Origin of the sequence: Chitinophaga caseinilytica, assembly GCF_038396765.1 — a bacterium.
GTDB lineage: Bacteria > Bacteroidota > Bacteroidia > Chitinophagales > Chitinophagaceae > Chitinophaga > Chitinophaga caseinilytica.
Genome location: NZ_CP150096.1, coordinates 6,130,145 through 6,143,932, shown reverse-complemented (window position 1 = coordinate 6,143,932; position 13,788 = coordinate 6,130,145). Strand labels below are relative to the sequence as shown.

The following is a 13,788-nucleotide window of genomic DNA, read 5'->3' as shown; positions in this document are numbered from 1 at the left end:
AGATGACCATACGTTCCATCATAGGAAGCCTCCTCGTAGCCGCGCCCCTCGCAACGATGGCGCAAAACAACCCGGGGTCCAACCACGGCAACCGCTTCGAACAGCTGGGGTACCTGCTCGCAGATCCCAACATGTACCGCTCCGCCTCCGGCGTGCCCGGGCCGAAATACTGGCAGCAGCGCGCGGATTACGACATCACCGCGGAGCTCGACGAAGTGCAGCGCCGCCTCAACGGTTCCGAAACCGTGACCTACTACAACAATTCCCCCGATCCGCTTACCTACATCTGGCTGCAGCTCGACGAAAACGAGCACGACCCGAAGTCGGATAACAACAGCTTCGACGGCAGCAATATGAAAGACCGGATGAGCGGCCGCGAGATCGGCCGGCTCCTGGGCATGGAACAGGGCCACGGGGTGAACATCACCAAAGTGACCGACGCCTCCGGCAAAACGCTCCCTTATACCATCAACCAGACCATGATGCGCATCGAGATGCCGCAAACGCTCAAACCGGGCGAAAAAATCGTGTTCAAGGTAGACTGGTGGTACAAGGTCCCCAACCGCATGACCCTCGGCGGAAGGGGCGGGTACGAGCATTTCGCGGCCGATGGCAACGATCTGTACACCATCGCGCAGTGGTACCCCCGCCTCGCCGTGTATTCCGACTTCCAGGGCTGGCAGAACAAACAGTTCACCGGCCGCGGCGAATTCGCCCTCACCTTCGGCAACTTCAAAGTGAAAATGACCGTTCCGGCAGACCATGTGGTAGGCGGTACCGGCGAATGCCGCAACTATAAGGAAATGCTGTCTCCCGCACAGTTCCAACGCTGGCAGCAGGCGCAGAAGTCCACCGAGCCCGTCGAGATCGTGACCCTCGCCGAAGCGCAGGATGCCATCAAACATAAATCCGACCGCAAAAAAACCTGGATATTCGAAGCCACCAACGTCCGCGATTTCGCCATGGTAGCTTCCCGCCGCCTCGTGTGGGACGCCATGGGCGTGAATATCGAAGGAAAGCACGTCATGGCCATGAGCTACTACGGCCCCGAAGCCTATCCGCTCTACCGCCGTTATTCCACCAAAGTTGTGGGGCATACGCTGCGCTCCTATTCTAATCATACCATTCCGTATCCCTATCCGGTGGCCATTTCCGTGGAAGCGGCCAACGGGATGGAATACCCGATGATCTGTTTCAACTACGGCCGCGCCGAAGCGGACGGCACCTATAGCGAATCCACGAAGAACGGCATGATCGGCGTGATCATCCACGAAGTGGGCCACAACTTCTTCCCCATGATCGTGAACTCCGACGAGCGGCAGTGGACGTGGATGGACGAAGGGCTCAACACCTTCTGCCAGTTCATGGCGGAGCAGGAGTGGGATGCCAATTTCCCCTCGCGCAGGGGCCCCGCGCACCACATCGTGGAATATATGAGCATGCCGAAAGACAAGCTGGAGCCCGTGATGAGCAATTCCGAAAACATCATCATGTTCGGCCCCAACGCTTATGCCAAACCGGCCACGGCGCTGAACATCCTCCGCGAAACCGTCATGGGCCGCGAGCTGTTCGATTATGCTTTCCGGGAATATGCGCGCCGCTGGGCTTTCAAGCATCCTACACCCACCGATTTCTTCCGTACCATGGAAGATGCTTCCGCCGTAGACCTCGACTGGTTCTGGCGCGGATGGTTCTTCGGCATCGAACCGGTGGATATCGCCATCGACAATGTGAAGTGGTACCGGATGGACGCCAAAGAGCCGGCTGAAACCAACAAAGCCGCCGAAGCCGCCGCGATCCGGGAAGACACGCACATCGCCAAAACACGGAATAAGGAAAAAGGGATGAAAACCGTCGTGGAACAGGATACCAGCCTGCAGGACTTCTACAGCAAATGGGACCGTTTCGCCGTAACGCCCGCCCAGAGCGCTGCGTGGCAGCAAATGCAGGCATCCCTCACGCCCGAGGAAAAGCAGCTGTACGACAGCAAAAAGAACTTCTATGAAGTAACGTTCCGCAACATCGGCGGCAACGTAATGCCCATCATCGTGGAATGGACGTTCGCAGACGGTACGAAGGAAACAGACCGCATCTCCGCATACATCTGGCGCCACAACGAGCAGGAAGTGACCAAGGTTTTCGCCAAAGACAAACAGGTGGTTTCCATGAAACTCGATCCCTTGCGCGAAACGGCGGATATCGACGAAAACAACAACAGCTGGCCCCGCCAGGCCACACCGTCGCGGTTCGAGCTGTTTCGCTCGGAACGCGCGGCCAGGGGCACGTCTACCGGCGGCAACCCCATGCAGCAGGCACGTCAGTAGCGGCGAAAAATACAAAAGGGAAAGGTGCGGAAATCCGCACCTTTTTTTATGAAATACAGTGAACGATGGGGTTACACCTTAACACGTTTCAGCGTCCTTAAATCGAATACCAGGATCTCGTCTTTGTCGGTTTTGTCGTATCTGCCGTTGTTGTTGGAATCGTAATATCCCGTGATCACGATCGCCCCGGTGCGGGGATGGATGGTCCATTGCGCCGCGAAAAATTTGTCTTCCGTCAGCTGCGTTTTCTGCTTCCCGTCGGTAGACACGGCGATGATCTGGATGGGATCGTTCCAGTCGATGCCTTTTTTGTTGTTGTCGAGATTGACGGTGCGGCCGGTCAGGAGTATGAGATTGATGCCCAGGCTGTCCATTTTCACATGTTCCCAGCGGTGGATGGATGCATCTGCCGGGAGGTCTACCCGGTTTTGCTCGCCGGTACGGGTATTGATGAACAGCAGCGCATCGCCGTGGCTGGCCATCATTTTGCCGACGCTTTCCACGCTGGCGATCACGTAATCAGAACCTGCAAGGGGTGTTAATTTGTTGAAAGTGTTGTAGTTGTACTTGTCCTGGCCATAGGCGGACGCGCACAACAGCATGCATAGTAAGGGAAGGAGCGATTTCATTTGACGTTTGTTTAAGGATGGAATGGATGGATTTCACCAAAAAGACGAGCGGTAGCGCGGAAAGTTTCAAGGAAAGTTGGGTTTGGGAGGGAAACGAAGAGGCCCGCCGTGGGATGCGGCGGGCCTTTTTATGGGAAGGGGGCGGTGTTCAGGCAGGCCCGTCCTTTTTGTCTTTCGGTTTTTTCTTGTCGCGGCCCGCTTCGCGGAGGGCGCGGGCGATGATCCATTCCAGCTGGCCGTTGACGCTCCGGAATTCGTCGGCGGCCCAACGTTCGAGGGCTTCGTAGGTGTTGCCGTCGAGGCGGAGGACGAATGATTTCTTCTGTTCTTTCCCAGCCATGATTTATGCGTAAAGTGAACCGGTGTTAAGAACGGGCGTAGCGGATTTCTCGCCGCAGAGCACTACCATAAGATTGGATACCATGGCGGCTTTGCGCTCTTCGTCGAGCGTAACGAGCTGTTTGCGGGAGAGTTGTTCCAGTGCCATTTCCACCATGCCTACGGCGCCTTCCACGATTTTGGAGCGGGCGGCCACGATGGCGGTGGCTTGCTGGCGCTGGAGCATGGCGCCTGCGATCTCGGGGGCGTAGGCGAGGTGGCTGATGCGCGCTTCGCGGACAACGATGCCTGCGGCGAAGAGGCGCTCGTTCAGTTCTTTTTCCAGCAGGTCGTTCACTTTTTCGCCACCGTCGCGGAGGGTGATTTCCGCGGTTTCGTCTTCCATTTTATCGTAAGGGCAGCTGGTGGCGAGGTGGCGTACCGCGGCTTCGCTCTGGATCTGTACGTATTGCTGGTACCCTTCCACTTCGAACATCGCTTTATACGTATCGCTCACCTGCCAGACGATCACGGCGGCGATCTCGATGGGGTTGCCCATCTTGTCGTTCACTTTCAGCGTTTGTCCGTTCAGGTTATTGGCGCGCAGTGAAATGCGTTGCGAGCGGAAGAAGGGATTGATCCACAGCAGGCCGTTCTGTTTTACGCTGCCTACGTACTTCCCGAAGAAAGTGAGTACCCGTGCGTGGTTGGGGTTTACGATCATGATGCCTTTTACGGTGAAAATGAAAGCGATCCCAAGTAATACGGCCAGCAATCGCAGGGAAGCGATGCCCGTGTCGGCACTGATGAAAATGCAGACGGCTACGCCGATGACGAGCAGGATGGCAATGACGAATGCGAGGTAGCCGGATATCGGCGAAGAAACTTTTTCCATGGTACGAGGTTAATTTAGAATGATATCAATTTGATATCAAATTTAATTAAAAGATTTTGTATTTCCATCACAGTGTGTAAAAAGAACATGAAGGGGGGACTGGAAAATTTACGGTGTTAAAAAAGTTTGAAATTGTGGAGGATTTACTATTTTGCCCTTGAGGTTAACCGGAATTGTCACGTTAGGAACACGCTAAGAAATCAGGGACTGGCCAAAATCGATCGCATTTTATCAACCACAATCTTTTATGTACCATAGCTTTACAGACGAGCAATTGTTATCCCTGTTGCGCAATGGCGACGCGGGGGCGTTCAATGCCATCTACGAACGGTACAGCAGGCCGTTGTACCTCTACATCCTCAGCAAGACGGATAGGGGGAAACCAGCAAAGACGTGCTGCAGGACCTTTTTACCACGCTATGGGAAAAGCGCCAGGCCCTGGATATCCACTGCTCGCTCCGGTCTTACCTCTACCAGAGCGTCCGCCACAAGATCATCGACCTGTACCGGAAAGACGCTACCTATCGTAAATATCTCCAGCAACTGATCGAGCATTTCGACGCGCAGCCCCATAACATCTCCGAAACGTACGACTACAAAGCCAAGGCCACAGAGGTTTTTGAGGCTATCAACCGGTTGCCGGAAAAGATGAAGGAAATTTTCATGTTGAGCCGGTTCGAAAACCTGAGCATCGAACAGATCGCGTCGCGGCTCGAATTATCGCAGCAAACCGTTAAGAATCAAATCTCCAAAGCCCTGAAAATACTGCGTACCCATTACACGCAGACAGATCTGCTGACCGTTGCGGTCGTTCTTACCTTGTTACATTAAAAATTCCCGGCCGGATGGTACTTTTTTTTGTTGGTGCGACATCCCTGTATCACCAACTAAAAAACAATCGCCGTGGATATTGAACAGATCCGAAAAGTCCTGGAGCGGTACACGCAGGGGAAATGCACCGATGAGGAGGCGCGTATCATCGAGCAATGGTTTGCCAGTGTGAACCGGCACCGTTCGGCCATGATACAGGAGGAGTTTTTGCAGGAGCAGCTGGAGGAAGTGAAGATGCGCCTCCAGGACCATGTTGCCACGTCGGAAACGCCGGTGGTGCCCCTCCGCCCGCGGCGCTGGCGCACCTGGGCCATTTCGGGCGCCGCGGCGCTCATGACCGGCGCCATCGCCCTGTCTTTCCTCTATAAACCCGCACCCTCCGCCCGGCCTGAGAACCCGGTGCCGCTGGCGATGCATCACGCCCCGGCCAAAACCAACCGCGTGGTGCGCAACGGTTACGTGGAAATCACCACGGCAAGGGGGGCAACGGAGAAGATCGTGCTGGCAGACGGGTCTACCGTCAACCTCAACGCCGGTTCCCGGCTGCGCTATCCTGTCAGTTTCAGCGGTGCCAACCGCGACATATATCTCGAAGAGGGCGAAGCTTTCTTCAAGGTGGCCGAAGATCCCCGCCATCCGTTCATCGTGCACAGCCGTGGCCTGGCCACCACCGCGCTGGGCACATCCTTCAACATCCGCGCATATTCCCGCGAGCAGCGCATCACCGTTGCGTTGCTGACGGGCAAGGTGAAAGTGGACCACGCAGAGCGCCAGGAAACGGTGATCCTGCTGCCGAGCGAGCAACTCAGCTTCGACTGCCAGTCGTTAGCAGTTGCCAAGTCCAACTTCCACCAGGAAGACGATATCGTGGGTTGGAAACACGGCATCCTCAACTTCAGGGACGCTTCCTACAACGAAGTGGCCACGGAACTGGAGAACAGGTATAATGTAACGATGGTGAACGAATCGGGGAATATGGACTGGAACTACTCCGGCTCTTTCAGGGACGAGAGCCTGCAGGAGATTATCGAAACAATTTGTCAAATCAAAAACATCAGCTACGAACTGAAGAACGACACAATTTTCCTTACCCGCAAAAACTAGATGTATGAAAAAATGCCTACACCTTGTGTTGATGGCAGGGCTTGCGATGGCCATCGCACTGGCGGCTCCTTACACCGCCAGTGCTCGTGCCGAGTCGCAGGAACCCCGAAACATCAGTATCACCATCCAGGTCAAGAACAAGAACATGGAGGAGGTGTTTACTGAAATTGCCGCCAAGACAGGTCTCAGTTTCCATTACGACAAATCCGATCTGAACCTGAAGAAGAAGATCAACCTGAACTGCGTGAAGCTGCCTTTGGAAGAGGTGCTCGCTCAGCTCACGGAACAAACCGGACTGAAATTTACGAGAAAAAACAATAAGATTATCGTAAACCTTGAGGCCCCCGCAGGCGGCAGCTCAACGGCCGTTACGGACAAAACGGGCGATGCCGCCCGCGCGGACAAGGAGATCCGCGGAAAGGTAAAGGACGCCAACGGTAACCCGCTGCCCGGGGTCACCGTTGTGATAAAAGGCACCAACAAAGGCACGCAGACCGACGGCCAGGGAGATTTCTCCCTCTCCGCCAACCCCGGCGATGTGCTCGTTATCCGCTTCCTCGGGTTCACCGCCCAGGAAGTATCCGTGGGCAGCGGCGATACCTATGATGTTGTTCTACAGGAAAATACACGCTCACTCAACGAAATCGTAGTGACCGCCCTCGGCGTGCAGCGCAAGGCCAAGGAGCTCACCTACGCCACGCAACAGCTGAATAACGACGACCTTTCCCGCGTGAAAGACGCCAACGTCATCAACAGCCTCGCCGGTAAAGCCGCCGGCGTCACCATCAACCGCAGCGCCTCCGGCCTCGGCGGATCTGCCCGCGTCATCATGCGCGGCAACAAATCCACCCGCGAAAACCAGCCGCTGTACGTGATCGACGGGGTGCCAATGGCCAACTATTCCCCCTCGCAGCCCGCCAACGCCTTCGGCCAGTCGAACGATATTCAGTCCGGCCCCGGCCGCGACGGTGGCGACGGTATCTCCAACATCAACCCGGACGATATCGAATCCATCAACATCCTCAAAGGCGCTTCCGCCGCCGCACAATACGGCAGCCAGGCCGCCAACGGCGTAATCGTCATCACCACCAAACGCGGCCGCGCCGGCAGGATGCGCATCGACTTCTCCTCCGATTACAACCTCGAGAAAGTCATGCTCACGCCCGACCTGCAGTTCCGCTACGGTCAAACCAAAACCCCCGACGCCGGCCCGGCCAGCTGGGGGAAAAAGGACAGTTCGACGATCATCTCGATAAATTCTTCCGCACCGGCGGCGCCTGGACGAACGGGATTTCCGTGAGCGGCGGCAACGAGATCGCGCAGTCCTACTTCTCTTATTCCAACCTGAACAGCAAAGGCGTTATCCCCACGAGCAAGTTCAACCGCCACACCCTCAACTTCCGCGAAACGCTGAAGCTCCTCAAAGACCGCCTCAGCCTCGATGCGAACGTGACCTTCATCAAGCAGGACGCGCGGAACCGGCCTGGTAGCGGTTTGTACTACAACCCGCTCATTCCGGCGTATGTTTTCCCCCGTGGTCAGGATTGGAACTATTACAAAGACAATTTCGAAGTGTTTTCCGTGCAGCGGAACATGATGACGCAGAACTGGTGGAATATCAATACCGACGCAGGGAAAGTTGGGGAAGCTGAAGTCCAGAACCCTTACTGGACGCTGCATCGCAACGTGCGCGACGAAGAGCGCACCCGCGGAATGGCCTCCCTGGCCATTAAATACCAGATCGCAGACTGGCTTTCGGTGCAGGCGCGCGGCAACTTCGACCGGTCGTACGACCAGTTCGAGCTGAAAGCGAATGCCTCTACCGATACGCGTATCGCTGCGGCCCGCGGCCGTTATACGTTTGAGCGCGAATTCAATACGCAGATGTACGGCGATCTCATGCTGAACTTCAACAAAGACCTCACCAAAGACCTGAAACTTTCCGGCCTCGTGGGCGGAAGCATCACCGATTACAAACTGCGCGAGCGCACCCTCAACGATGCGGGCATCGGGTCGGCCAACGGCTTGCTGTATCCCAACATCTTCCAACTGGCGAATATCGACCCCGCGTCGATCACCGTGCAGCAGGGGCTGGAGCGCAAGCAGGTACAGGCCCTCTTCGCCAGCGCCAACCTGGGTTACAAGGATTACCTGTTCCTGGATTTGACGGGGCGCAACGACTGGTCGAGCACCTTCGCGTTCACGCCGACCATGAACAAGGGATATTTCTATTATTCCGCCGGTCTTACGGCCGTGCTGAGCGAGATGTTCAAACTGGCCGAGCCCATCAGCTTCGCGAAACTGCGCATTTCGTACGCCAAAGTGGGGAACGACCTGCCGGCCTACATCACGCGGCCTTCCACCTACAGCCTCCGTTTCCTCGGCGGTGCGAAGCAGCTGAGCTTCAACTCGCGGGTGCCTTATCCCGGCGAGTACATCAAGCCGGAAGACAACCGTTCTTTCGAAACCGGTGTTGAAGCGCGCTTTTTCAACGACCGCATCGGTATCGACGTTACCTATTACAATAACAACAACTTCCAGCAGTACATCGAGATCCCCGCGCCAACGGGCTCCGGTTACGCCACCTATTACCTCAACCTCGGGAATATCCGCAACACCGGCGTGGAAGCCATGTTGACGCTCGTTCCCGTGAAGAAGGGCGGTTTCACCTGGACGTCGAACATCAACTTCTCCACGAACCGCAACAAGGTGGTTTCGCTCTCAGACATCGACCGCGTATCGTCTGCCACCATCTTCCGGCTCACCGAATCCGGCTCCAACATGTACGGTTCCGGCATCCGGGAAGGAGGGCAGTGGGGCGATATTTTCGTGCCCCGCATCCTGAAGCGCGACGGGCAGGGAAGATTGCAGCTCGATGCGGACGGCAAGCTCATGGATACAACGGGCACTTTCTTCGTCGGCAATCCCAACCCGAAATTCAACCTGGGATGGAACAACAAATTCGATTATAAGAATTTCACGCTGACATTCCTGATAGACGGGCGTTTCGGTGGAAAGGTGATGAGCCTGACGCAGGCCATCCTCGACAGCTACGGCGTGAGCGAGGAAAGCGCCAAACTGCGCGACCAGGGCGGCATCCGGCTGGATGCGGTGAACCACGAAGGCAAAGCCGTTCAGCCGTTGTACAATCCTTACCAGTACTACGTTGACGTGGCCGGCCGGGATGGTAACGGAGACGTGTATATGTACGACGCCACCAGCATCCGCCTGCGCGAAATTTCGCTCAGCTATAAAATTCCCCTGAAATCGAAAGCCGTGCGCAACCTTTCTGTAGGGCTGATCGGCCGCAACCTCGCCTTCCTGAAACGCGATGCGCCCTTCGATCCGGAAGTTTCCGCCGGCGGCGACAACCGCCTGCAGGGGGTAGACGTGTTCGGCATGCCCGCCACCCGTACGTTCGGCGCCAGTGTGAAAGTCGGGTTTTGATTCAACCAATAAAATCAACAGACGATGAAATCATTGCAATACATCTTCAAACGGAAAACGGTACTGGCCGGCGTTGCAGCAGCGATGTTCGCCACCGCCTGCACCAAGAACTTTGAAGATCTCAATACGAACCCCAACGGTATTTCCGAGGAAGAGCTGAAGCAGGACTTCATGCACATCGGCGAACCGCTCGGGCAAATCCAGCGCAGCATTTACGTGTACTCGCCATCGTGGGTGGTACAGGTGCAGCAAAACCTTATGGGCGACCTGTTTTCGCAATATACCGCGGTGCCCAATCCATTCGGTAACCTGAACAACAACAACAATACCTACAACCTCGTAGACGGCTGGAACCAGGTGCTCTGGGGCTGCGCTTACGGCACCTATGCCGGCTCGCCCGAGCAATCGGTGATGCCCGTTTGCCGTTACCTCGAAAAGCTGACGAAGACCGACTATCCGCAGTATTACGCCTGGATGAAAGTCCTGAAAGTGTTTACCATGCACCGGGTCGCCGACGCATACGGCCCTGTCATCTACACCAAATACGGCGTTATTAACCCGGACGGGAGCGTAGATTACGATTCGCAGAAAGATGCGTATTACGCTTTCTTCGCCGACCTGGACGAGTCGATCAAAATTTTCAGCCAATATGTGACCGAAGGGAAGGAGATCACTTTCGCCGGGTTCGACCTTTCCGACTACGCCGGCAGTTACCGGTTGTGGTGCAAGATGGCCAACACGCTGCGTTTGCGCCTGGCGTTGCGGATCAGCAAGATCGACCCCAACAAGGCGAAAGCCGAAGGGGAACTGGCGCTGAAACATCCGCTGGGATTGCTGGAGAAGGCGGAGGAAACGTTCGTGATCAACACCCGGCCGCTCGAGCACCCGCTGCTGGAGATTTCCAGCGGATGGGGAGACGTGCGCATGTCTGCCGCCATGGAATCGTACCTGACCGGTTTGAAAGACCCCCGGCTCAACGTCTACTTCGAAGAATCGAAAGAATATCCGGGCCAGTACAAAGGCATCCGCCAGGGCGTGGAAATGACGACGAAAGCGCGTTACGAGAACTTCTCGGCCCTCAGCAAGCTCCTTTTCTCCAATAAGAAAATCCTGCTGATGACCGCCGCGGAAGCCTGGTTCCTCAAAGCCGAAGCCGCCGTTGAAGGCTGGCAGGGCGCCGGCGACGCGAAAACCAATTACGCGATGGGCGTGAAAACCTCGTTCGACCAGCATGGCATCGCCACGAAGTACGACGATTACATCGCCAATACCACTAACAAGCCCGCGCCTTATGTGGATCCGAAGAATGGGGCCAACAGCATTCCCAACGGCGATCCCCTGCTCAGTACCATAACCGTGGCCTGGGAAGACGGCGCAACCAAGGAGCGCAAGCGCGAGCGGATCATCACCCAGAAATGGATCGCCGGGTTCCCGGAAGGGCAGGAGGCCTGGGCGGAATTCCGCCGCACCGGTTACCCGAAGCTTTTCCCCGTGAAGATCAACAACAGCGGTGGAAAGATCCCCAACGGAACGTTCATCCGCCGTGTGAATTTCGTGAGCACGGAGTATGAAACGAACCCGAAAGGTGTGCAGAAGGCAATCAATTTACTAGGTGGCCCCGATAACGGCGGCACCCGCCTCTGGTGGGACAAGCCATAGCAATAAATAGACATAGCTCATCTAAGAATGACCGGCCGGCCCTTTCGGGCCGGCTTTTTTTATGTGCTTAAACGTTTAGTTGGCGGGTTTCAGGGCAAAGAAAGGACGCCCGCGCCCGGAGGGGCGGTGTGCAGGGAGGTAAGGGAAGGATAGCGTGTTAAGTGAATTTGGGCCTAGAGCGCTTCTTTCAGGCGAAGCTCGTTCTTGTATTCCTTTGGTGTTTTTCCGACGATTTCCTTGAAAAAGCGGTTGAAGTTGGACAGATTCTTGAATCCGCAGCTGTAGGCGATTTCGGCGATAGACCAGTCTTCCTCCGTAAGCCTTTTGCAGGCATGCCCGATGCGCACCTCGTTGAGGAACTGCACGAACGATTTTTTAGTCCGGTTCTTGAAGAAGCGGCAAAACGACTGGGGAGACAGGTTGGTGATGCTGGCAACGTCTTGCAGGGAAATTTCCTTCGAGAAGTTGTTCATAACGTATTTGAACACCTCGTCGATCTTGTGGTTGTCTTTCACATTATAGGCATGTGAATAGCCGGTAGACGCGAGGTAGTAGCAGTCCTTCGTTTCGGACAGCGTTTTGAGGATTTCCAGCAGGGAAATGATGCGTTCCAGGCCTTCTTTACGGGGGAGGGCGAGGATTTCGTCTTTCAGTTTTTCCTGGGTGGGACCGATGATCTTCATGCCGCGCTGGGCACGGTGGAAGAGGTCTGTCAACGCTTTGGTTTCCGGAAGGCCGTAGAATTTGTCGCCGAAGATGTCTTTGGGAAAATAGATCACGACGGAACGGGCTTTGAGGGACTCGTCGTTGCGATGGTACGCCTCGTCGTTATACCACACATGCGGTATATTCGGACCGAGGAAAACCATATCGCCCACGTCGAAGCTCTCGATGCTATCGCCTACGATCCGCTTCCCCTGGCTTTCGGTTACGTAAACCAGTTCGCATTCCGGGTGGAAGTGGAAGGGGGTGTTGAAATAGGGATCGCACCGCTCGATGATGGTGATCTGATTGTCGGCAAAGGCCCCCACTTTGATGAGAATGGGTTTCATGTTTGCTTCCTTATATGATTAAAGTCCTGTGAATAAGTCGGCAAGGTTTTTTGCCATTTTAATTTCTATTCTGGCAAATTATGAAAATTAGGTTAAAAAAATACTAGTCTAGTTGATTTTCGCAGAACTTTTTTGTTTTCATGGATTTTCCGTAATTTGTCAATGCTAAATCGTTTGAGCGCATTCGCAACAACCAAATCATGAAGGGGATTTCCATTAAAGATATCGCCAAACAGGCCGGCGTATCGCCTACAACCGTGTCGTTCGTGCTGAACGGCAAAGGCCGGGAAAAAAGGATCAGTGAACAGGTGAGCAAGAAAATCCTGAAACTGGCTGCTAAACTTAAATACAAGCCGAACCAGCTCGCAAGGGGGCTCCGGACGGGCAAAACCAAGACCATAGGGCTTATCGTCGAAGATATCGCCAACCATTTCTTCGCCAACGTTGCTAAAATAGTGGAGGAAGAAGCGGATAAATTCGGGTACAAGGTTTTGTACGGCAGTACGGAAGATAACCTTAACAAGGCGCGCGGACTGCTGGAAGTGCTGGAATACAGGCAGGTAGACGGGTATATCATCACGCCTACGCCGAACCTGGACAAGGAGATCGAGATCCTGAAGAACAGCCGGAAGCCCATGGTGCTGATGGACCGTTACCTCCCGCAGATCCCTACCAACTACGTGATGGTGAACAACTTTCAGGGCGCATACGACGCGGCGGAATACCTCCTGAACCTTGGTTACCGCAAGATCGCTTACGTGACCACCACTTCCGAGCAAATTCAGATGAAGGAGCGCATGAACGGCTTTACGGCCGCCATGAAAGCGCATGGCGCAGCCTTCCCCCGGAAAATGATCAAAAAAATCCCCTTCTCCATCACTAAGGAAGAAGCGGTAGGGCAGATCATGGAATTCATGAAGGGCGTGCCTGGCCTCGACGCCATCTTTTTCGCCACTAACTACCTCGGGGTATTCGGGATTGAGTCCATCAAAGACCTCGGCTGGAAAATCGGGGAGGATGTGGCCCTCATCAGTTTCGACGATCACGACCTTTTCCGGCTGCATACGCCGGGCATTACCTGTGTGTCGCAACCTATCCACGAGATCGCGCAGCACCTGGTGCAGGTATTGATGAACGAGCTGAACCAGCATCAGCACCAGATCAACCAGGTGGTGCTGCCGGCAACGCTTGTGAAGCGGGAAAGCTGCCGCAAGCGCACGAAGGCGGGTACGGTCTGAATCTGATATATTAACTTATTTGGGAAGCGCGGCTGCAGGGCCGCGCTTTTTTTATGTGGTGAAGCATTCCCGCAAATGATGGGGTCAGCTGTGCTTTTGCGTGGCCGCGTTTTTTTATATTGGGTGGTATTCCCGGAAATGATGGATCAGGCTGCGCTTTGCGTGGCCGCGCTTTTTTATGTTGGGAGGCGTTCCCGCAAATGATGATCAGGATTCGCTTTTTTATGTTGGGTGGCATTCCCGGAAATGATGCATCAGGCCGCGCTTTGCGTGGCTGCGCTTTTATATGTT

11 protein-coding genes are annotated in these 13,788 nt (G+C 55.1%); 7 read left to right on the top strand and 4 right to left on the bottom strand.

Annotated features, from left to right (window positions below):
- The first annotated feature begins 2 nt into the window (after positions 1-2).
- Positions 3-2,324 carry a M1 family metallopeptidase gene (locus WJU22_RS25385; protein ID WP_341840967.1) on the top strand — a complete coding sequence of 774 codons (2,322 nt, stop codon included), beginning with the start codon at positions 3-5 and terminating at the stop codon, positions 2,322-2,324.
- Positions 2,325-2,395: 71 nt separating this feature from the next.
- Here WJU22_RS25385 and WJU22_RS25380 read toward each other — a convergent pair whose 3' ends face one another.
- The 3 genes from WJU22_RS25380 to WJU22_RS25370 all read right to left on the bottom strand — a co-directional run bounded on the left by WJU22_RS25380 (position 2,396) and on the right by WJU22_RS25370 (position 4,166).
- Complete coding sequence (locus WJU22_RS25380) at positions 2,396-2,953, bottom strand: hypothetical protein (protein WP_341840966.1); 558 nt, start codon at positions 2,951-2,953, stop codon at positions 2,396-2,398.
- 148 nt (positions 2,954-3,101) lie between these two features.
- Positions 3,102-3,293 carry a hypothetical protein gene (locus tag WJU22_RS25375; protein ID WP_341840965.1) on the bottom strand — a complete coding sequence of 64 codons (192 nt, stop codon included), beginning with the start codon at positions 3,291-3,293 and terminating at the stop codon, positions 3,102-3,104.
- A gap of 3 nt (positions 3,294-3,296) precedes the next feature.
- Positions 3,297-4,166 (bottom strand): SPFH domain-containing protein, encoded by an 870-nt coding sequence (locus WJU22_RS25370; RefSeq protein ID WP_341840964.1) that lies wholly within the window; start codon positions 4,164-4,166, stop codon positions 3,297-3,299.
- Between the two features lie 393 nt (positions 4,167-4,559).
- Between WJU22_RS25370 and WJU22_RS25365 the strand changes: the two genes are divergently transcribed.
- From WJU22_RS25365 to WJU22_RS25345, 5 genes are all read left to right on the top strand, one after another.
- Positions 4,560-4,997 (top strand): sigma-70 family RNA polymerase sigma factor, encoded by a 438-nt coding sequence (locus WJU22_RS25365; RefSeq protein WP_341840963.1) that lies wholly within the window; start codon positions 4,560-4,562, stop codon positions 4,995-4,997.
- Between the two features lie 72 nt (positions 4,998-5,069).
- Positions 5,070-6,101, top strand: coding sequence for a FecR family protein (locus tag WJU22_RS25360; RefSeq protein WP_341840962.1), 1,032 nt, complete (start codon positions 5,070-5,072; stop codon positions 6,099-6,101).
- Positions 6,102-6,105: 4 nt separating this feature from the next.
- Entirely contained in the window at positions 6,106-7,401 is a 1,296-nt protein-coding gene (locus tag WJU22_RS25355) for a SusC/RagA family TonB-linked outer membrane protein (protein ID WP_341840961.1), read from the top strand.
- On the top strand, positions 7,398-9,548 hold the full coding sequence (locus WJU22_RS25350) for a hypothetical protein (RefSeq protein ID WP_341840960.1): 2,151 nt from the start codon (positions 7,398-7,400) through the stop codon (positions 9,546-9,548). The genes WJU22_RS25355 and WJU22_RS25350 overlap by 4 nt, the downstream gene beginning before the upstream one ends.
- Positions 9,549-9,572: 24 nt before the next feature.
- Positions 9,573-11,207: a SusD/RagB family nutrient-binding outer membrane lipoprotein gene (locus tag WJU22_RS25345; RefSeq protein WP_341840959.1), complete on the top strand. Its 1,635-nt coding sequence runs from the start codon at positions 9,573-9,575 to the stop codon at positions 11,205-11,207.
- Positions 11,208-11,380: 173 nt separating this feature from the next.
- On the opposite strand, the gene WJU22_RS25340 is transcribed toward WJU22_RS25345, so the two are convergent.
- Positions 11,381-12,259 carry an AraC family transcriptional regulator gene (locus WJU22_RS25340; protein WP_126246952.1) on the bottom strand — a complete coding sequence of 293 codons (879 nt, stop codon included), beginning with the start codon at positions 12,257-12,259 and terminating at the stop codon, positions 11,381-11,383.
- 200 nt (positions 12,260-12,459) lie between these two features.
- Between WJU22_RS25340 and WJU22_RS25335 the strand changes: the two genes are divergently transcribed.
- Positions 12,460-13,497 carry a LacI family DNA-binding transcriptional regulator gene (locus WJU22_RS25335; RefSeq protein WP_341840958.1) on the top strand — a complete coding sequence of 346 codons (1,038 nt, stop codon included), beginning with the start codon at positions 12,460-12,462 and terminating at the stop codon, positions 13,495-13,497.
- Positions 13,498-13,788 lie beyond the last annotated feature (291 nt).